This is a genomic window from Brucella cytisi, assembly GCF_038433355.1.
In the GTDB taxonomy this organism is placed as follows: Bacteria; Pseudomonadota; Alphaproteobacteria; order Rhizobiales; family Rhizobiaceae; genus Brucella; species Brucella cytisi.
The window spans coordinates 67,314-87,235 of sequence record NZ_JBCAUP010000025.1 but is presented as its reverse complement, the minus strand read 5'-3'; the positions used below and the strand labels follow the sequence as shown (position 1 = coordinate 87,235).

Below are 19,922 nucleotides of genomic sequence, written 5' to 3'. Positions count from 1 at the left end.
TAGAGCGTTTCCGTTTTTCTCTGAATCGAATGCGCTTCCCAAATCAGTTTTGTTCTGATTCACTGATGCTGGCTGGATGGAGGCCAGCGTTGGATGACCGCACCGATATCGAATGATCTTCGAGAGCGCGTTATTGCCGCCGTGCTGAGTGGCGAAAGCGTTCGTTCAGTGGCGACGCGGTTTGAAATTGCCGCATCTTCAGTCGTAAAATGGTCCCAGCGCCATCGTGCGACCGGATCGGTTCATCCCGGCAAGATGGGCGGCCACCGCAAGCGGATACTCGAACCGCATCGTGATATCATTGTGCAACGGCTCGCCGAGAACCCACACCTGACACTCCATGGCCTGAAGGCGGCGTTGACCGAGCGGGGTATTTCCGTCTCGCACAATACGATCTGGGAATTCATTCGCAGTGAAGGGCTGCGCTTCAAAAAAAACACTATTCGCCCTTGAGCAAGCTCGTGCCGACGTCGCTCGCAAAAGACAGCGCTGGAAGACCCTGCAAAATCACCTTGATCCCGAACGGCTGGTCTTCATTGATGAGACCTGGATCAAGACCAACATGTCGCCGATCAGAGGCTGGGGTCCAAAAGGCAAGCGACTGCGGGCATTTGCACCGCATGGCCACTGGCGCACGCTGACATTCCTGGGCGCTTTGAGAAACGATCAGCTTACAGCACCCTGTGTCTTCGACGGACCGATGAACGGCCAGTGTTTCCGCGCCTATGTCGAGCAGCAGTTGGTCCCGGTGCTCAAGCCAGGCGACATTGTCGTCATGGACAATCTCGGCAGCCATAAGTCGGCAACCATCCGTCAATTGATCAAAGCCGCCGGTGCGCGCCTCTGGTTCCTGCCACCCTATTCGCCGGACCTCAATCCGATCGAACAAGCCTTTTCCAAGATCAAGCATTGGATGAGAAATGCACAAAAGCGCACCATCGAAGACACATGGCGTCATATCGGCAGGCTGGTCGAAACCATCCAGCCCGCCGAATGCCAAAACTATTTGGAAAACGCCGGATATGGTTCCGTTAAAAGGTGAAACGCTCTAAAGCGCTATTCAGCACGCAGGATCGCTCAACTCGAAGCTGTCGCCGCAGAGGGCGAGGCCGCGCTGTTGCAACCAGAGAAATGAAAGGTTTCGTGGCTCGCGCGCGCAGCCGACACGAGACCTGGCCTGCTCACCCCATTACTCCCCGGCAAAACCGGCCCACTATCCGACGTTAACAAACGGCCTTTGCTGTACACTCGCTGTTTTCAGCGCACCTGAGCAAGCCTCTATGAGAAAGCCCGCCTCAGCGAAAGACGGCTGCTGGGCGGGCTTTTCTGTAGTTTTGTCGCCAACTCTGTACTCATAGACGACAAAGGTAGGATGCGCCGATTTGGTTGACGAAATCTAAAGTCGCCAACACTTGCGTTCGGCTCTGATGGGATGGACGCCCCTCCGACGGCTTTCATGTGGCAGAATAGATGCGTTGAGTGCCATTGAGGTGGATGCGGCCATGGAAGAGATTACTACAGTTGGTTTGGAACTGGCGAAGAATGTCTTCAGGTCCACGGAAGTGACAGTGATGACGAGAGCAATTGTTGCCATTCTTCGCCAAACAGCCTGCTTGCACGGTGGCGATGGAAGCGTGTTCCAGCAGTCATCATTGGTGCCGAGAGATTGGGGCTCTGGGGTATACAGTTCGATTGATCCCGCCAGCTTATGTGAAGCCATTAGTGAAGCGGCCATCCGGCCAACGACGCGGTTCGTTCCGGTTAAGTCTGCTGAACGGCAGTCAAGAGCAATGCGCGCCCGCCAATGTCCAGACGCGGCGCACAAATATATTGACGTCGATTCAACCGTAAGGGAACACCGACGATTTATACTCGCTATCAATCAAGACTGCATTACGTGAGGCCAATCAAGTGGGCTCGCTACAGCCGACGACACTTGTCTCCTATGACGCTGAGTTTGCAAGTATCTTCGACACGCGGGTCAATGAAAATTATCCCGCTCCGCCTTAGTTCGCCATCAAAAACTGTTCTGCAACGCTGCGAATGCCAGCGCCGTCCAGCTTATAGTGCGCATAAAGATGAGTCGGCGGTGCAATGAGACTGTATTCGTCATAGATTCCGTGACGTTTGAGTTTGACTCCAGCGCCTTCATCGGCCAGAACCTCCGCCACAGCCGCACCAAGCCCGCCCAGAACGTTGTGTTCTTCGACCGTCATTATTTTCTTCGTGCGCGCAGCAGCAGAAAGAATAGTATCCCGGTCCAGGGGTTTGATCGAAGCCATATCGATCACCCCGACAGAGCGTCCATTGGCATTCATCGCACCGGCCGCTTCAAGCGCGCCGTGCACAGCCATACCGCAAGCAATGATCGTCAGCTCTTCCCCCTGGATGTGTTCGTGCGCCTTGCCGAACACGAATCTCGTATCCTTGTCGTAAACAACTGGATCGCGACCACGACCGATACGGAAATAGATCGGACGATCATGGTCGGCCGAGGCTCGAATGGCGGCTTCCAACTGGGCACCGTCTGCAGGCGAAACAACAGAGAGATCAGCAATCGAGCGCGTCGTCGCTATATCTTCGGTCGCGTGATGCGACGTCCCGTAAAAGCCCAGGGATATACCGGTGTGATGGCCGATCATTCGCACAGGCTGTGCGGAATAAGCAACGTCCATGCGGATCTGTTCGCAGGCGAGCAATGCGATGAAAGAAGCAAAAGTGGCAACAAACGGTGTGACGCCGCAGGTCGCAATACCAGCCGCAGCACTCACCATATTCTGTTCAGAAATGCCGAAGGAAATATATCGATCAGGGTAGACCGATGCGAAACGATTGAGGCCGTTCGAATATTGCAGATCGGCAGACCCTGCGACGACGTTGTGTCCAGCCCTCACGAGATCGATAAGGCCGTTCGATAGATGATCGAGGCCCGGATTGACTGCGTTCAAGCCGCGATACTGCCAGGAATTGGGGGAAAGGATGCGGCTCATGGTCAGATCTCCCGCGACTTGATTTCAGTGATAGCGGCGTCGGCATCCGACGGATCAAGGTAACCAAGATGCCAGCCCGGTTCGTTTTCCATATAAGATACGCCCCTGCCCTTGACCGTCCTGGCTATAATGCAACAAGGAACCTGGCGCTCGTTGTCGGCGCGTATTCGCCGCAGAAGTTCAGTTGTCGCTGCTACGTCATGCCCGTCAACGACATGGACTTCCCAACCGAAGGCACGCCACTTTTCATCCAAAGGCTCGATGGTCATGACGTCATCCACCTTGCCGTCCAGCTGATATCCGTTCCGGTCAATGATAGCGATCAGGTTGCGCGTCTTGTGATGGGCAGCACTGATGGCGGCTTCCCATACCTGGCCTTCCTGCATTTCCCCATCGCCCATCATACAGAAGACCTTGTAATCTTCGCCTGTCCATCGCTGCGCCAGGACCATACCAAGTCCATTGGAAAGCGCATGACCAATCGAACCGGATGAAAAATCCACACCGGGAACTTTACGCATATCGGGATGATCGCCGAGCGGGCTGCCAAGACGGGTATAGTTGTCGAGCCAGTCTTTCGGGAAAAAGTCGAGATCCGCATAGATCGGAAACAGACCAACCGCGGCGTGACCCTTACCAATTGTGAAACGATCCCGGGAAGCCCAATTCGGTTCGCCACGTCGGATACGCAAAACGTCGTAATAAAGTACGGCGAATATCTCCGCCGCAGAAAATACCGACGTGTAATGACCCGTTCTTGCGATCTCGATGAGACGAACGGTTTCAAGACGAATAAACTGTGCACGCTCCTTTAGCATTGCAACGATTTCATTCGACGGTTCGAAGCTGTTCGGTTTGGACACTCCTACTGTGCCAGTCGTCGAAGCCATTTTAAACTCCTGATTTGAATGTGAGAAGCGCTCCCCGCCCCTGCTCACCCCATTGCATCAATAAGGTCGGCTCCGGTTATGGCGCACTCGAGAATCCTGTTCAAAGTTGAGCCGGTGCCTACAAGAAGGTTCGTCCGTCACTCTCGTTCCAACCGATTAGAATTTGATCGCCCGCCGCCGGTCTCGTGGTGAAATCCAGAAGTGGCTTGCGTACCACCATCGTTTGCCCACGCCCCATATCCACCAGTGCACGCAAATGATCGCCAAGGTAAGTAGTGTCTATGACCGTTCCCTTGCACTGATTGGTCCGGCTTTGCGCCGCTGTGCCGATCACAAGATGCTCGGGTCGAACGGCTATCTTCACAGGGGTGCCGGTATTGGCAAACCTGGAGGAAAGATGCGCCGACACTGTCTGGCCGCAATCGAGACGGATGGTTCCACAACCCCGCTCATCCATCCCTTCCGATTGTCCGGAGATGATGTTGTTTTCACCAATAAAGCCCGCCACGAAGACATTTGCCGGCTGCTCGTATAACTCTTGCGGGCTGGCGATCTGAACGACCGAACCGCGCTCGAAAATGGCAATGCGGTCCGACATGGCAAGCGCTTCGGACTGGTCGTGCGTGACATAGACCATCGTAACACCCAAATCCCGATGAATTTGCTTGATTTCATACTGCATGTGTTCGCGCAGCGTCTTGTCTAGCGCTCCAAGCGGTTCGTCCATCAGAATCAGGCTCGGCTCAAAGACGAGAGCGCGAGCAAGTGCAACACGCTGCTGTTGCCCACCGGAAAGCTCGCTTGGTCGGCGGTTTTGCATTCCCTCCAGGCGAACCATCTCGATGGCTTTATCCACCTTGATCTGTATTTCGGGCTTGCTCATCTTTCGCATGCGCAGCGGATAAGCCAGATTTTGCGCTACCGTCATGTTGGGAAACAAAGCATAATTCTGAAAGACTACGCCGATGCCCCGGCGGTGCGGCGGCAAGTGTTCAATCGGCTTCCCCTTGACCAGAATATGACCTCGAGTGGGAGTTTCGAATCCGGCAAGCATCATCAGCGTTGTTGTTTTACCGGAACCGGACCCGCCGAGAAGAGTCAGAAACTCTCCCTGATTCACCGACAGGTTCAGGTTCTCGATAACAACGGTTCGTCCGTCATAGGTTTTCTGCACGCCGACGAATTCAACGATTTTGCCGGTTTCCATGAATGACCTTTCGTACGGCTGGTACATATTCTCTGGTTTTGCGTACCGGTGAGAAGTATTGTCTGCGCGGTATCAATCCCTGTAAGGCACTTCAGTTGCGAGCCACCCGTCTTCCTGTTTCTGCCAGTAAATATCGTGCAGTCGACGTGTTAGCGGACCGGGCTTGCCGTCACCTACTGTCTTGCCGTCAATTGTGGTCACCGGCATGATGCCACCAGCCGTACTGGTCATGAAGATTTCGTCTGCACCCACAACCTCATCAATGGCTACCGGACGGACCTCGCAACGTAATTGCAATTGCTCACACAGTTCCAGGACTGTGCGTCGGGTCATGCCTTCGAAAACACCACTCTCTGGTGTGCAGAGAACATTATTCTTGACAACGAACAGGTTGAAGCCCGCGCCTTCGGTGATGTTGCCGTCACCATCACGCAGGACGGCCACGAAAGCATCCCTGTCGTAGGCTTCAAAGATGCCCATTGTGAGGTCGAGCCAATGGAAGTTCTTGATGCGTGGGTCCACGGCCTGCGATGCAATACGATGAACCGAGCTGACAATCATGGGAACTCCCTGCCGGCGCTGATCGTCATTCGCAATCCAGACAAAAGGCGTGGCAAAAGCATAAAAACGCTGGGTACAAAGACGCGGATCACGGCTGCCAGCCGGTGGCATTCCCCGAGTGCATGTCATCTGTACATAGGAATCGCGCAAACCGCTCAAGCTGACGCATTCGATGAGGATTTCGGCGATCTGTTCATGCGTATAAGGGAGTGACATGCGAAGCCCGCGCATGGAGGCAAAGAACCGTTCGATATGGTCATCGAGACGGAAGAAGCGCCCTTTCCATACATGTGCGACGTCATAGGTGGCGTCGGAACGCACGAAGCCGCGATCAAGAATTGGAATACTAGCTTCGGCGACCGGCATGTAGCGGCCGTCAATGAATGCAACGCCTGCCTGTGGGTTAGGAATGTGGACATTGTTTTCTGTGGTCATATTATGCCTTTCCGAGATTTCTGGCATTGCGGTTCACGAGGAATAGCGCGGCGGTGAGGCTAAGGGTGGCGACGATCATGAGGAACGTTGCCATGGCAAGAATGGACGGTTCGATATTGTCGCGAAGTCCCTCGAACATTTTCAAGGGAAGCGTTCGTTGGCCGGGACCAGCAAGGAAGAGTGTCACGACGACTTCATCGAACGAGGTCATGAAAGCGAAGAGCGCTCCCGAGATGATACCCGGAGCAATGACCGGAACAAGGACCGTCATAAAGGCTTTGAAAGGTGAAGCGCCAAGACTTGCCGCAGCGCGCAGCAGTCCCATGTCGAAGCCTTGTAGAGTGGCGGTAACGGTGATCAGTACGAAAGGTGCGGATAGGACTGTATGCGCGATGATAACTCCAGGCATGCTGGCGGTGAGACCGAACTTAGCCATCAGGAAATACATTCCGAGCCCGCTGATGACAGGCGGAACGATCATTGGTGCGATGAGAAAGCCCAGGATCGCGGTTGGCATGGGCAAATCGCGGCGGGCAAAGGCGTATGCAGCCAGTGTACCCAGAATAGTTGCGGCAACAGTCGACACCGAACCGATGATCATACTGTTCCAGAGCGATGACAGCCATGGGCCATTCTCAAACACCCGCTCGTACCATTGTAGAGACACACCCGGCAGCGGATAGGAAAGAAAACTGCCGGAACTGAAGGATAGAGGGATAATAGCAATGAGTGGAACAACCAAAAAGAGTATCATAGCCACGCCAAAGCTGTAGTAGAGTGTCCGTATGATCCTTGCTTGACGATGATATGGCATTGGCGACCTCACTTTAGTCCCGCAAGCTGACGCACGCCCACCGTGCGGGCGGCAAGTGAGTAGACCGCAACCGTGCACAGCAACAGCACGATCCCAAGCGCGGACGCCATGCCCCAGTTGATGGTGGTGTTGGCAAAGAAGGCTATGAAATAGCCGAGCATCTGGTCGCGTGCACTGGCGACCAGCGAAGGTGTGATATAGTAGCCGGCTGTCACAATGAAGGTCAGCAGCACACCCGCTCCAACGCCCGGCAGCGTCATCGGCAAATAGACATTGAGAAAGCCACGGACCGGATGTGCCCCGAGAGAGGCAGAAGCCCGCATGAAATGAGGAGGAATGCCCTTCATTGTGGAGTAAAGAGGCAGGACCATGAAGGGCAGCATCATGTGGATCATCACAATATAAAGCCCGGTGGTGTTGAAGATCAGCTCCAGAGGCTGGCGGATCAGGCCGAGCCAGCCAAACAAGGAGTTGACAAGCCCCTCGCGTTGAAGCAGCACGATCCAGGCAGAGGTACGAGCCAATAGCGATGTCCAGAACGGCAACATCACAGCGATGATAAGCGCGATCGAAAGAAATCTCGGAGCGCTGACCATCAGATTGGCAAGCGGATAACCGAGCAGAGCGCAAACCAGAGTAACGACAGCTGCGGTCTTGAGCGTTCGAAAGAGGATATCGATATAGGTCCGCTGCTCTTGAGGCGCCTGTACCACATTACCGCCGTCATCGATGGCAAGGTCTACGGCGGCAAGCATGTAGTAAGGCGTGTAGGCAGGCGACGCTCGTTTCATGGCGTGCCAGTAGGCCGGCTCTTCCCACCTCTTGTCGATATCGGTCAGAAAACGGCGTGCCGCACCGTCCGCACCGAGATTGTCCGGCAGCTTACGCAACTTGCGAACGGTGCTGGTGAGTAGCGTTCGGTAACCGCTCTCCTCGTAGTTCAAGCGTCGGGCTGCCTCAGCGACGAGATTGCGCGGAGCACTGGAAATTTCATTCACGAAAGTCGTGAAGACAACATCCGGAGGCAACTCCGCTGAATCGCTCGCCGTCCAGCGGGACAATTCAGCCACGGTGTCTGGTAGAGCCTGCGTCAGCTCAACATTTTCAACCGCCTTATAGAGCATCATGCCGATCGGCAGCATAAATGTTATCAGTACATAGAACAGGAGTGGTGCCACCAGCAGTAAGGAGACCATGCGCCGCCGTCTGCCGGCACGCCCCCATTCCCGGCGAGTTGCCCTGGTCGTGGCGGTATCTTCATCGATCAAGGTCATCAGAACCATGCCTCCATGAACCATGCCGGCGGAAAACAGGCCGGCATGGCCTTTACCACTACCCAGACGGCTTACTGGGCAACCCAGCTGGCGAAACGTTCCGCCAGTTCCTCACCGTGATCAATCCAGAACTCGGAGTTGAAACGTACCGCGTTCTTGAGATTTTCTGGGGCAGACGGGAGTTTCGCCAACCGTTCCGAAGAAAGGGCTTCCATGGCTTTGATGTTGCTGACGCCGTAGGCGATACTGTTGGCAAAGGTTGTCTGTGGCTCTTTCGACATCATGAATTCAACGAAAGACGTTGCTTCATTGAGGTTCGGAGTGCCCTTCATGATGGCCCAGAACTCGGTCGAGTTTATCTGTCCGTCCCAGACGATCGCGAAGTCCTTCCCTTCTTTCTGGGCATTGTCGACGCGACCATTATAGGCCGTTGTCATGACGACATCGCCTGAAGAGAGCCATTCCTGCGGCTGGGCCCCACTCTCCCACCACTGGATGTGTGGCTTCAGTTCATCGAGCTTGGCGAAGGCTCTGTCCTGACCTTCCTTCGTGGCAATCACGCTGTAAACTTCCGATGGTGGCACGCCGTCTGCCATCAAGGCTACTTCCATGGTCAATTTCGCAGTCTTGCGCAAACCGCGCTTGCCCGGCCATTTTTCCACGTTCCAGAAATCGGCCCAGTTCCTGGGCCCATCCGTCAGCCTGGTCTTGTCATAGGTCAGAATATTGGCCCAGCTCAGAGCGCCAACAGCGCATTCCTTGAACTGACTGGGATCTATTTCATCCGCGTGGGATTTGTTCGACCAGTCAATATTCTCGAGCAGCCCCTGTTCGCACGCCATGGTGACCTCGTCGTCCTCCATCTGCATGACGTCCCAGGTAACATTTCCCGCGTCAACCATTGCCTTCTGCTTGGCAAGGCCGCCATTCGTTGTGTCTTCGAGCACCTTGATGCCCTTTTCCTTGGCGTAGGGCGTGAAATAGGCTTCACGAAAAGCGTCCTGGATCGCGCCGCCAAAGCCGACAACAGTCAGATCGCGAGCATGGGCACCACAAAGGCAAGCTGCAATCGCGATGCCCGTTGCCAGAAACATCTTCCCATATTTGTTCATTATACTGTTCCTCTCTTTTATGATCATTGCTCGCCCTGCATTAATCTTGTGACGAGGTATTCGTTTCAGACGAGAATTTGCATCGGGTCCTGAAGAAGCTCCTTGAAGCTGGACAGCCATTGCGCTCCCAACGCCCCATCTATCGCCCGATGATCCAGTGAAAGCGTCACGCGCATTACGCGGGCGTCTACGGCCAGGCTGTCCCGAGATACAATCCGTTCTTCAATCGCGCCGACAGCCAGAATTGCAGCTTGTGGAGGATTGATAATGGCAGAGAAGTCACTCACTCCGTACATGCCGAGATTGCTGATGGTGAACGAACCGCCAAGATATTCCGCGGGCTTTAACGTACCATTGCGGGCCCTCAGCGCGAGACTGGATATCTCATTGGAAATTATGGACAGCGATTTTTTGCCAGCATCCTTGATCACCGGCGTGATCAACCCGCCATCAGTGGCAACAGCAACGCAAATATCCGTTCGTTGCAGGTTAAGAAGAGCATCTTCAGTCCAGATGACATTGCTGGCAGGAACACGGCCAAATGCCGCGGCGGCTGCCTTGACGAGAAAGTCGGTAACAGAGAGCCGAGCTTCTGCGGGACGCATAGCATTGATCTGTTTTCGAAGCTCAAGCAGCGCATCGACAACGATTTGAGCATGCAGGTGAAAATGTGGGATCGTCCGTTTAGACTCACTCAGACGCTGGGCGATAGTCCGCCGCATGGCGGAATGCGGGATGGCAACATGCGGGATCACCACCTCGTTCGGTCGGGGAACTGCTACATTTTCGTTTGTTACCGTGGCGTACCGGGTGACGGGAACGGTCGGGGAAGAGACCGAACGTACGGTTGCTTCCAAGCCCTCAACATCGCCGCGAAGAATACGCCCGTGTGGTCCCGTACCCTTGATATCGGAGAGCAGAATTCCCTTTTCGTGCGCAAGCCTGCGTGCAAGCGGGCTGGCAAATTGACGGCACTTCACATCTCTGCCCGGCATATCCACTATCGGCGCTGTCTTCGCATCAACGATTACCGCTTCATGCTGTGCAGGTATTGCAGACACGGAGGTTGAGAGGAGCTGTGCTACATCAGTCTCGGTGTCGCCATCATTCATCAGAATACCGATAGGTGTCTCAACCGCTACTGTTGAACCGTCTCCATGCAATATGCGGGCAACGCGCCCGGTTTTTGGGCTGGAAATTTCGATGACGGCCTTGTCCGTCTCGATTTCGGCAAAAGCCTCGCCTGCAGCAACGGCATCTCCCTCGATCTTCAACCAGCGGGCAATGGTGCCATCGCGCGCATTGGCCACGACGGATGGCATGACCATAAACTCAGGCATGATGTCGCTCCGGCAGGGTAGCCAGTGAAGCCGCAATCTCTTCTCGCCCGGCATAGGCGGCCCGTTCGAGAATTTTGGAGATTGAAGGAGAAGCTTCGCGCCCACTGACCCGCTCGACAGGATGATCGAGCCAGTCGAACAATCGACGCTGGATTTCATCTGAAAGCCATGCGCCATAGGAGGATCCACGCGGCCCCTGCTCGACGATCATAACGATGTTGGTTTTCTTCACACTTTCAGTGATGGTTTCCCAATCGATGCTGGCACGATCGAGGCATCGCAGATCGACGACCTCGGCATCAAGGCCTGCTTCCTCTACGGCATCAAGCGTTGCCTGCACCATAGCGGAATAAGTCAGTATCGTCACAGCAGATCCGCTCCGGCGCACCGACGCTTTCCCAAAGGGAATGAAATAATCAAGATCTCCGACCGGTGCCGGGCCCATTGTCTGATAAAGATCGACATGCTCTATCACCAGAACCGGATCATTCGACGCCAACGCGGTGTTCATCAGCCCGACATAGTCAAATGGAGTGGACGGAGCGATAATTCTCCAGCCTGGCGAGGTGGCAAAAATGCCTGCAGGGTCCATGGAATGTTGAGAACCATAACCCGTACCGATTGCGATCTTCGTGCGCAGGACAAGAGGAACCGCCATGTCACCTCCAAACATGTGACGCGCCTTGCCGACCTGATTGAACACCTGATCCGCCGCAACCCACATGAAGTCCGGATACATGAACTCAATGATCGGACGATACCGCCCGTCCATCGCAAGCCCACCAGCAAGGCCCATGAAGGCATTCTCGCTGATTGGCGTCCCGAGGGTGCGATCAGGATATTTCGCCTTGAGGCCACGGGTAGCACCGTTGGTTCCACCTTTCAGACGGTGAATATCCTCGCCCAGGATAACGATGCCTTCGTCCAATTCCATGCGCCGGTCCAGCACATCAGCAATGACGTCGACGAACTTGCGTTGTTCGATCTCGCCGGTGAAGTTCGATTTCTCGACATATTGCAGGTCGGACAATTCGGATCCATCGCTACGTATACCTACATCGCAAAAGTCCGGCTTCGGCCACAAACCCGTTTTGATAATGCGACGGTTGTCGACGCGATCCGTCAGTTCTTCCGCCACGTCTTGCATGATCTGTTTGCAACGCGCTCTCAGCCCGTCGATACCAGTCTGGTTGACAAGGCCACGCGCCATCATCTCTCGTGCTACGCGATCCAGCGGATCCTTCGCCCGCCAGCTTTCCTCTTCCTCTCTGGTTCTATAACCAAAGGCAGAGCCAGGAAAGGAACCGTTCTGGTGGAAATAGCGGTAAACATCGGCTTCGATGATAGCTGGACCATTTCCGGCGCGCATATGCGCAAGTGCTTCTTTCATTGCAAGATTGACCGCCAGCGGATCCATTCCGTCAACGTGCCAGGAGGGAATGGCGAAGGCCTGTCCGCGCGCAGCCAGACGCGTTTCTGCCGTTGATTCTTCAATGTTTGTCGCGACCGCATAACGGTTGTTCTCGATAAAGAAGCACAAGGGCAGACGCCAGGCTGCAGCAAGGTTCATCGTCTCCAGAACCGAACCGATATTTATCGCACCGTCGCCAAAATAGCTCACCGCGACCGCGTCTGATCCCGACTGTTTGTGAGCGAAAGCGGCGCCCGCAGCCAGTGGCACGCCTCCGCCGACAATGGCATTGGTGCCCAGTGCCCCTGCGGCCTGCCATCGCAGATGCATGGATCCGCCGCGACCGCCACAGAACCCTTCCGCGAGGCCCATGATTTCGGCAAGGGAACGGCGAAGAAGAGAACGGATGGAACCGTTAAATGCCATACCGACAGGCAGGCCATCAGGGGCAACATAGTTCAGGGCCTTTGAAAGAAATTGATGATGTCCGCGGTGAGAGCCGTTGATCTGATCGTCGGTCCTAAGGGGCAGGATAGAGCCGACCGCCCCACCCTCCTGGCCAATAGAGGAATGGGCCGGGCCGTGAACAAGCCCCTCATTTGCAAGCTCGAGGACTGCTTCTTCGAATGCCCGGATCAGATGAAGCGAAGAGAGCATCGTTTCCAGGTCGGCAGCGTCTTCCGCATCCCAATCTTTCCTGGTCGTGCCAAACTCTAGCCAGCGGGTGGAACTCGATACAGTCAGGGCTTGCGGCATTTCTTCCTCTACAGACAAAGTCCGGCTATCACCTGCGAGAGGCTCGCAAGCGGCAGACAGTGGTCAAAAACTATGCGCGATACTGGCGATCCGGATGCCCTGATCAGGCCAGAGCAGCTCCCACATTTATTCTCGTTTTGTCGCCGCTAGGCTTCCACTTTCTTGGCGAACTGTCAATCTAATGTATCCAATGTTTTTAAAAAAAAGAGAAAAATGACATATAACGCCTCGACAAAGGTGATTTCTAAATGAACTATAGATAGATTGGATACATTTACGTGAAAGGTGAGGAATGTCGGACATGAGTGACAGCCATCAGGATGAAGCAGTCATGCACGCTACTGGCATACCGGGTCTGCAAGGTACGGAGCACATTGGTTTCACCGTCCCCAATCTGGAGGAGGCGGTGGACTTCTTCGTAAACATCATTGGTTGCGAGCCATTCTATGAACTTGGCCCTTTCTCGTCAGACGGGGACTGGATGAAGACAGCTCTCAATGTGCATCCGCGTGCTGTCATGAAGAAGCTGCAATTCCTGCGTTGCGGCAATGGCTCCAATTTCGAGATATTTGAGTATTCGTCACCCGACCAGAACCTGGTCCAACCACGCAACAGCGACGTTGGAGGACATCATCTCGCTTTCTATGTCGACGATATCGATTCCGCTGTGGAGTATCTGCACATGCATGATGTCCGGGTTCTTGGCGATCCGGTGGTACGAACAGACGGCCCGAGTGCAGGACAGACCTGGGTCTATTTCCTGACGCCCTGGGGTATGCAGCTCGAACTCGTATCCTTCCCGAACGGCAAGGCTTATGAGAAAGGTCTGACGCGCCACCTCTGGACGCCACTGGGATCCACTTCCTGAATCTCCATCTTTCCAACGGCAAAAGTAGTAGATGTGTGGCAAATATTGTCTGCTATATCTGGCTTGTCTGATGCACTGTCAGATCATGGAAGGACCATTTTATGAATGAAACCACGTTGGGGCTTCGGGTAACGGGGGAAATTCGTCAAAAGATTCTCAGCGGAGAATTCGCCCCCGGGCTGCGCATCCGGCAGGAGGAACTTGCTGCACAATTCGGCACAAGCCGTGTGCCCGTTCGGGAAGCTCTCAAGCAACTCGAAAGCGAGGGATTAGTCGTCATAGTTCCCAATAGCGGTGTCTGGATCGCTCGTGTCGATATCGATGAGTGTGTGGAGATGTGGAAGATCCGCGAGCGGATCGAGCCGCTGGCGCTTGGCGAAAGCCTCCCGCACCTGACCGATGAGGATATTCGCGGCCTTGAGGAGATCTGTCGCGCTATAGACGCCACGACGGATGTGGAAGAGTTCCTGCGGCTTGATCGCCAGTTTCACCTCGCGAGTTATCGCGCGACTGCCATGCCTACCCTAATTCCAATGATCGAGCGCATCTGGAATACCACCCAGCACTATCGGCGTGCTTATACAATGTTGTTGGGCCGGGAGCGTTTCTGGATCATACAGTGCGAGCATGGACTTCTGATGGAAGCGATCAAACGAAGAGATGTTGAGGACTCCGAAAGAGCTCTTTACAGCCACATCCGCCGCACCCGCATGGAGCTTGAACGAAACCGCTCGGCCTTTACCGACATTTGATGCAAGATATGTTTGTCTGACAATATGCTCCAGTCGGCCCGAAACTGCGGTTTTGGCCAACTCAATGAACGTTGTGGGAACATGATCGAGATTAGCTGAAGCCTGCATGACCGAATGAATGCCACCCTGCATTTGTAGACGCTGGCCAGACACCGCCACTCGCAATTTAAGACCCGGCGCGTTCGGCCAGCCTGACTTTTGCGACGTCTGAAAGCGCGACTATCTAGCCTGTGCTTCGGATCGATCGGAGCTGCAACTTCGGGCACGCAGCAAGTTTTTCGCCTGAGACTGTGAAGCCACCTGTCCCCGGGTTTAAGGTGCATCGTCCCAGAGTCATTTCGCTGAGGCGGCAAAAAATCCGTATTGCGATAACTCCAGCCCCAAAGTGTTGGGCAGCCTCGACGACCGAAATCAGCAGCCCTGCCCCGACTATGACAAGAGGGGTCCCAATCGTCCAAACTGTGCTTTTCGAATTTGCCCTCATGTTCGTTAGTCGTCCTTCTGTTGCGTTGGCACGGCGTACGTTTGAACGCATATCCTGCCAATCACTCCTGGTTGAACACTCCTTTGAACTCGGGATCGGCGTGACAGGCGCTTTGATCAGCGAGAGCACGGAATAAGGTCATTCTGGAAATGTTCAGATCGCGATCAACCGCCGCATTGATTGCTCCCGCAGAGTTTCGCTTCCGGATTTCAATTTGATCCTGACAGCGATGAAGCGTGGGCCTAGTTCTTCTGGCGTCAGCACATTATCTAAATTCCGGTTGAATTATTGTCTGCAGTCGCCTCTGTGAACGACCGCAGCAAATCAATTTGCCGGCAGCAGATACATAAGGGGACTGCGCTCAGTAAACCCGATTGACGCCCATAACGCTTCGTGCAATTAGTATATGATGCATCATACAACAAACATCGGTTTCTCTCATGTATGATTATTGCCTGGTTGGTGGTGGCATAGTCGGCCTTGCCACAGCCCTCACCATTGTCCGGCAGAAGCCTTCGGCCCGCATTCTGGTGTTGGAGAAGGAAGATGCCGTTGCAATGCATCAGACTGGCCATAACAGCGGTGTGATTCATGCCGGCATCTATTATCAGCCCGGCAGCTTCAAGGCAGAGCTTTGTCGCGCTGGCGAGCGCATGACAAAGCAGTTCTGTGAAGAGAACAACATTGCCTATCGAGTTCCCGGGAAACTTGTAGTGGCGACAAGTGATGTCGAAGTGCAGCGCCTCACCGCGCTTGAAACAAATGCGGCTGCGAACGGCATCACCTGCCGTCGCCTGAGCGGCGAAGAGTTGCGCGAATTCGAACCCGCTGTGACCGGACTTGGCGCTTTATTGGTCGAGCAAAGTGGCATTGTGGATTATCGCGCGGTCTGCCGTGTTATCGCTGAACTCATTCGCGCCGCAGGCGGTGATATCGAGTTCAATATCAGTGTGGACCGCATTGAAGAACGCAGCGACATTGTGTGGGTCCATGCGAGCGGCAAGGTCTGGGAAAGCAGACAGGTTATCGCGTGTGCCGGTTTGCAGGCAGACCGTCTTGCACGCCGGTCCGGCGTCGATGTCGACTTCCAGATCGTGCCGTTTCGCGGCGAATATTACGCCTTGCGGCCTGAGCTTAGCAAACTTGTCCAACGCATGATCTATCCAGTGCCGGACCCTTCAATGCCCTTTCTTGGCATTCATCTGACGCCGATGATCAACGGCAGCCTGACCGTCGGTCCCAATGCCGTTCTAGGCTTGTCGCGTGAGGGCTATTCGAAATTCTCGGCCAATTTGCGCGATATGGCGACCTATGCGGCTTTTCCAGGTTTCTGGAAAGTAATCACAGCCCATCTTTCGTCAGGCCTGGAAGAAATGAGGGATAGTCTGTTCAAGAAGAGCTATCTTGAAAAATGCAGGAAATATTGCCCTTCCTTGCAGGAAAGCGACCTTCGTCCTTACCGGGCCGGAATAAGGGCGCAGGCTGTTTCGCGAGACGGGAAGCTTATTCACGACTTTAAATTCCAGCAGTCAAAACGCGTGCTGCATGTGTGTAATGCGCCGTCTCCCGCAGCCACTTCGGCCATACCTATCGGAAATCTGATCTTTCAACGCTTGCAAACAGGTAATTGAGTAAGTCATGACCAATCCCTACTACCGCGACACCAGACTGTTCATCGATGGCGAATGGGTTGAAGGCGAAGGCGGCAGCCCCCTCGCCGTGCTCAATCCGGTCAATAATGAAACTATCGGAACGGTTGGCGTTGCCTCGAAGGCCCAGCTTGAATCTGCAGCTCTTGCAGCTGAACGCGGTTTCCTGATCTGGCGCGACACGAGCGTCTTCGAACGCTCGAATATCTTGCGCAAGGCGGCCTCGCTGCTACGCGAGCGCACCGAAGCCACAGCACGCCTTCTGACGCTCGAACAGGGTAAGCCGCTTGCAGAAGCACTCGCGGAAATCAATGCATCAGCCGATATTTTCGACTGGTTTGCCGAGGAAGCCAGGCGCGCTTACGGTCGTGTCATTCCCGCGCGCGACCGTTTCGTGCGCCAGACAGTGATCAAGGCGCCGATTGGTCCGGTCGCTGCTTTCACACCGTGGAACTTTCCGGTCTCGCAAACGGCCCGTAAACTGGGTGCCGCCCTGGCCGCCGGATGCTCGCTCGTCGTCAAACCCTCAGAAGACACCCCCGCGTCGCCCACCGTTCTGGCCGAGGTTTTGCATGAAGCCGGGCTTCCGGCCGGCGTTGTCAACTACGTCTATGGTGTGCCCGCCGAAATATCGAGCTATCTGATCGCACATCCTGCTATCCGCAAGGTCTCGTTTACCGGATCGGTACCGGTCGGCAAACATCTCGCTTCGCTGGCAGGTACTCATATGAAGCCTGCAACGATGGAGCTTGGCGGCCATGCACCGGTACTGGTCTTTGGCGATGCCGATATCACGGCCGCAGCCACCACGATGGGGCGCTCGAAATTCCGCAATGCCGGGCAGGTCTGCGTCTCACCCACGCGTTTCCTGATAGAAAACACGGCTGTCGATCAGTTTGTTGATGTGTTTTTGCAGGAAGTCGGGCGCGTCAAGGTCGGCTCCGGTCTCGAAGCGGACAGCACCATGGGGCCACTCGTTTCCCAACGCCGTGTGGAATCTATTGAAGCGCTTGTGGCTGATGCGCGTGACAAGGGCGCCTCTGTTGCCGCCGGCGGCAAGCGCATCGGCAATTCCGGCAATTTCTACGAACCGACGGTCCTGACCAATATCTCGCGCGATATGAATGTCATGAATGATGAACCGTTTGGTCCGGTCGCACTGATCATTCCTTTCTCCGATGCAGAAGAAGCCTTCAGCGAAGCCAATCGCCTGCCGTTCGGCCTTGCTTCCTACGCATTCACACAATCAGCAGCGCGGGTAGCCGAACTGGAACGTCGCATCGAGGTCGGTATGCTGACCATCAATCACCTTGGTCTCGCGCTACCGGAAGTGCCATTCGGTGGCGTCAAGGACAGCGGGTACGGTTCCGAAGGCGGAAGCGAAGCTATAGAACCCTATCTCAGCACGAAATTCGTCACTGAAAGACATGTGGTGTAATCTGTCCTGATCTCCGGACAATATGAAACGGCACTCCAATGGAGCGCCGTTTCTTTTTACTCAGTCTGCGGTTCAATCAATAACCCCGCGCCACAATCATCAATGCGGGGGCTATCTTTAATATGACCGGCTCATGCATCAGGCGCGAAGGCTCGCCGTTTTTTGGAGATCAATCTTGAAGGTGCCCGGTTCCTTATCATGGGCAATCAGGGCAACACGATAGACTTTTTCGGCGGCTTCCGGGGACAGCCAGCCGCGATTTGCCGTTGCAAGCACGCGATCCGGGTCGCGCTTCAGAGGATCCCCGTAGCCTCCGCCGCCTGAAGCCGTGAAGGCAATCTTCGCACCACCTTCGATGACGACCTCTGCAAAGGCAGGTAGAGTTTCTTCTTCGCCCGAGCTCATAATCTTGACAGTTTCCGAAGCCTTACCCGTACCGCCACCCAAAACGCCCCGCGGAGGAAACGTCGTGCCATCAGCGGCGTAGACAATCGTCATATCATGGTCGAGCGGGTAGAAAACGCCGCCAACTGTCGGGGCACCTTCAAACTCACCATACCCCTGCGAATCCTGCACAACTCCACGCCGCTCTATGATGATGGGATACATCGATTCATCGACTTCGACAGAGTCCAGCTGGATCAACCCGGCATTAGCCGGGCCACAATAAGTTAGCCAGCCGTCATGGCCGTGCAAGGCGCCTCCACCGGCATATCCGACGAAAACCTGATTCACATAGCCTTTGCCATCCTTGTAAGGATCCTGTCCGGAAATGACACCGACACCTGCTGGCAGATGGGAGCCACTTTCAGCTTGACCGTATGGTGCGCCCATCCGGGAAAAGACCGCGTTACCGGCAATCATCAAGCGGTCATTGACGTTGGTGGTGGCTACAGAAGTTCCCACCGGGTATCGCGGTTTTCCGATAGCAGAGCCTTCTCGCAACAACACCTTGATTTGCGATTTTGCTCCCTCATTATGTGGGACGCTTTCATCAAGATTGTTGAACACACCAATGCGGCATGATCCGGTCGCTGTGTTTTCTGACAGATTCAGGCCGCCTGGAACACAATCAATGTTGTCTCTCGCATCAACAACAATCTCGCCTTTTTCAGGGTCAACGTTGATGGTCAGTTTGACGGGAATGCCTTCATCGGCAACGCCAGGCACCGGGTCGTGACGAATTTCGTAGCTGTATTGACCTGCGGGGAGCTTAGCAATGGCGGCCTTCGCACATCGCGCACCATAATCGAACCAGTCCTCCACAAAGTCCAATACCGTTTCCGGAGAATAACGTTCGAGCAGTTCATGAATTCGACGCTCACCTGTGCGGCAAGCTCCAATCTGTGCACGCACGTCGCCAAGCCACATTTCCGGAACACGATTGCGCATAGAGCCAATGCGCAGAATATCCGCCTTTTCCTTGTAGTTTTCTGCAATACGCACGCATGGCCAGTGCATTCCTTCTTCAAAGATATTCTTGGCGAATGGAAGATATGTCGATGGCGTTGGCGCACCGGTGTCGGCGTGATGCGATAGCGCCATCATCCAGAATAACGGTTTGCCCCGATAGAAAACCGGCATCGCCACGATCAGGTCGGCATGGTGCGTACCACCCGTAAACGGACAATTGTTGAAGAAAATGTCACCTGGCTTGATATCGTCGAAGAGTTCGGTGATCGGGCGGGTCGCCAGGTCCATCGACATGACGTGGATAGGCAGCGCGTCTTCTACTGACACCAGACGATGATCATAAGTGAGAATAGCACAGGAAAAGTCGCGTGCGTTTTTGATAACAGCCGACCGGCTGGCACGCATAACGACAAGCGTCATCTCACGTACCACTGCCTCGAAACGACTCTTGAGAACGGACATAAGAAACGGATCTACTCGACGGGCCGCGCCCGTATCGGATATCTTTGTGCTCATATTCATCACTGA

General features: G+C 54.7%; 15 protein-coding genes and 2 pseudogenes. 7 read left to right on the top strand and 10 right to left on the bottom strand.

Features of this window, described 5'->3' with window-relative positions; translation table 11 throughout:
- Positions 1-93 precede the first annotated feature (93 nt).
- From AAE521_RS20870 to AAE521_RS20860, 3 genes and pseudogenes are all read left to right on the top strand, one after another.
- Positions 94-1,042 (top strand): IS630 family transposase gene (locus AAE521_RS20870; protein WP_144405900.1). Its coding sequence is split into 2 segments (ribosomal slippage): positions 94-429 and positions 431-1,042, totalling 948 coding nucleotides; the frame shifts between segments, so codons are not numbered across the junction.
- Positions 1,043-1,502: 460 nt separating this feature from the next.
- A pseudogene (locus tag AAE521_RS20865) lies at positions 1,503-1,793 on the top strand (IS110 family transposase); the annotation flags it as partial.
- An 11-nt stretch (positions 1,794-1,804) separates the two neighbouring features.
- A pseudogene (locus AAE521_RS20860) lies at positions 1,805-1,980 on the top strand (RES domain-containing protein); the annotation flags it as partial.
- A gap of 26 nt (positions 1,981-2,006) precedes the next feature.
- Here the strand turns inward: AAE521_RS20860 and AAE521_RS20855 are convergent.
- The 9 genes from AAE521_RS20855 to AAE521_RS20815 all read right to left on the bottom strand — a co-directional run bounded on the left by AAE521_RS20855 (position 2,007) and on the right by AAE521_RS20815 (position 12,790).
- Positions 2,007-2,990 (bottom strand): transketolase family protein, encoded by a 984-nt coding sequence (locus AAE521_RS20855; RefSeq protein WP_342062322.1) that lies wholly within the window; start codon positions 2,988-2,990, stop codon positions 2,007-2,009.
- A 2-nt stretch (positions 2,991-2,992) separates the two neighbouring features.
- Entirely contained in the window at positions 2,993-3,880 is an 888-nt protein-coding gene (locus tag AAE521_RS20850) for a transketolase (RefSeq protein WP_342062321.1), read from the bottom strand.
- A 118-nt stretch (positions 3,881-3,998) separates the two neighbouring features.
- The gene (locus AAE521_RS20845; protein WP_342062320.1) at positions 3,999-5,087 is read right to left on the bottom strand and encodes an ABC transporter ATP-binding protein; all 1,089 of its coding nucleotides are present in this window, start codon (positions 5,085-5,087) and stop codon (positions 3,999-4,001) included.
- Between the two features lie 72 nt (positions 5,088-5,159).
- Positions 5,160-6,083 carry an aminotransferase class IV gene (locus AAE521_RS20840; protein ID WP_342062319.1) on the bottom strand — a complete coding sequence of 308 codons (924 nt, stop codon included), beginning with the start codon at positions 6,081-6,083 and terminating at the stop codon, positions 5,160-5,162.
- Between the two features lies 1 nt (position 6,084).
- Positions 6,085-6,837, bottom strand: coding sequence for an ABC transporter permease (locus tag AAE521_RS20835; protein ID WP_342062318.1), 753 nt, complete (start codon positions 6,835-6,837; stop codon positions 6,085-6,087).
- Between the two features lie 68 nt (positions 6,838-6,905).
- A complete protein-coding gene (locus AAE521_RS20830; protein WP_084094067.1) occupies positions 6,906-8,171 on the bottom strand; it encodes an ABC transporter permease in 1,266 nt (421 codons plus the stop codon).
- A gap of 71 nt (positions 8,172-8,242) precedes the next feature.
- Positions 8,243-9,283 carry an ABC transporter substrate-binding protein gene (locus AAE521_RS20825; RefSeq protein WP_342062317.1) on the bottom strand — a complete coding sequence of 347 codons (1,041 nt, stop codon included), beginning with the start codon at positions 9,281-9,283 and terminating at the stop codon, positions 8,243-8,245.
- A 65-nt stretch (positions 9,284-9,348) separates the two neighbouring features.
- A complete protein-coding gene (locus AAE521_RS20820) occupies positions 9,349-10,623 on the bottom strand; it encodes a dihydrolipoamide acetyltransferase family protein (RefSeq protein WP_342062316.1) in 1,275 nt (424 codons plus the stop codon).
- On the bottom strand, positions 10,616-12,790 hold the full coding sequence (locus AAE521_RS20815; protein ID WP_342062315.1) for an alpha-ketoacid dehydrogenase subunit alpha/beta: 2,175 nt from the start codon (positions 12,788-12,790) through the stop codon (positions 10,616-10,618). Before AAE521_RS20815 ends, AAE521_RS20820 begins: the two co-directional genes overlap by 8 nt.
- 301 nt (positions 12,791-13,091) lie before the next feature.
- Here AAE521_RS20815 and AAE521_RS20810 point away from each other — a divergent pair, with 301 nt between their 5' ends.
- From AAE521_RS20810 to AAE521_RS20795, 4 genes are all read left to right on the top strand, one after another.
- Positions 13,092-13,658, top strand: coding sequence for a VOC family protein (locus AAE521_RS20810; RefSeq protein WP_342062314.1), 567 nt, complete (start codon positions 13,092-13,094; stop codon positions 13,656-13,658).
- 101 nt (positions 13,659-13,759) lie between these two features.
- Positions 13,760-14,410: a GntR family transcriptional regulator gene (locus tag AAE521_RS20805; protein ID WP_342062313.1), complete on the top strand. Its 651-nt coding sequence runs from the start codon at positions 13,760-13,762 to the stop codon at positions 14,408-14,410.
- A 924-nt stretch (positions 14,411-15,334) separates the two neighbouring features.
- Positions 15,335-16,525 (top strand): L-2-hydroxyglutarate oxidase, encoded by a 1,191-nt coding sequence (gene lhgO, locus AAE521_RS20800; protein WP_342062312.1) that lies wholly within the window; start codon positions 15,335-15,337, stop codon positions 16,523-16,525.
- 7 nt (positions 16,526-16,532) lie between these two features.
- Positions 16,533-17,981 (top strand): NAD-dependent succinate-semialdehyde dehydrogenase, encoded by a 1,449-nt coding sequence (locus AAE521_RS20795; RefSeq protein WP_342062311.1) that lies wholly within the window; start codon positions 16,533-16,535, stop codon positions 17,979-17,981.
- A gap of 138 nt (positions 17,982-18,119) precedes the next feature.
- Here AAE521_RS20795 and AAE521_RS20790 read toward each other — a convergent pair whose 3' ends face one another.
- On the bottom strand, positions 18,120-19,916 hold the full coding sequence (locus tag AAE521_RS20790) for a hydantoinase B/oxoprolinase family protein (RefSeq protein ID WP_342062310.1): 1,797 nt from the start codon (positions 19,914-19,916) through the stop codon (positions 18,120-18,122).
- Positions 19,917-19,922: the final 6 nt, after the last annotated feature.

Coding starts and splice junctions, on each gene's coding strand:
- AAE521_RS20855 (WP_342062322.1), bottom strand. CDS start 2,990: ATGAGCCGCATCCTTTCCCCCAATTCCTGGCAGTATCGCGGCTTGAAC.
- AAE521_RS20850 (WP_342062321.1), bottom strand. CDS start 3,880: ATGGCTTCGACGACTGGCACAGTAGGAGTGTCCAAACCGAACAGCTTC.
- AAE521_RS20845 (WP_342062320.1), bottom strand. CDS start 5,087: ATGGAAACCGGCAAAATCGTTGAATTCGTCGGCGTGCAGAAAACCTAT.
- AAE521_RS20840 (WP_342062319.1), bottom strand. CDS start 6,083: ATGACCACAGAAAACAATGTCCACATTCCTAACCCACAGGCAGGCGTT.
- AAE521_RS20835 (WP_342062318.1), bottom strand. CDS start 6,837: ATGATACTCTTTTTGGTTGTTCCACTCATTGCTATTATCCCTCTATCC.
- AAE521_RS20830 (WP_084094067.1), bottom strand. CDS start 8,171: ATGACCTTGATCGATGAAGATACCGCCACGACCAGGGCAACTCGCCGG.
- AAE521_RS20825 (WP_342062317.1), bottom strand. CDS start 9,283: ATGAACAAATATGGGAAGATGTTTCTGGCAACGGGCATCGCGATTGCA.
- AAE521_RS20820 (WP_342062316.1), bottom strand. CDS start 10,623: ATGCCTGAGTTTATGGTCATGCCATCCGTCGTGGCCAATGCGCGCGAT.
- AAE521_RS20815 (WP_342062315.1), bottom strand. CDS start 12,790: ATGCCGCAAGCCCTGACTGTATCGAGTTCCACCCGCTGGCTAGAGTTT.
- AAE521_RS20810 (WP_342062314.1), top strand. CDS start 13,092: ATGAGTGACAGCCATCAGGATGAAGCAGTCATGCACGCTACTGGCATA.
- AAE521_RS20805 (WP_342062313.1), top strand. CDS start 13,760: ATGAATGAAACCACGTTGGGGCTTCGGGTAACGGGGGAAATTCGTCAA.
- lhgO (WP_342062312.1), top strand. CDS start 15,335: ATGTATGATTATTGCCTGGTTGGTGGTGGCATAGTCGGCCTTGCCACA.
- AAE521_RS20795 (WP_342062311.1), top strand. CDS start 16,533: ATGACCAATCCCTACTACCGCGACACCAGACTGTTCATCGATGGCGAA.
- AAE521_RS20790 (WP_342062310.1), bottom strand. CDS start 19,916: ATGAATATGAGCACAAAGATATCCGATACGGGCGCGGCCCGTCGAGTA.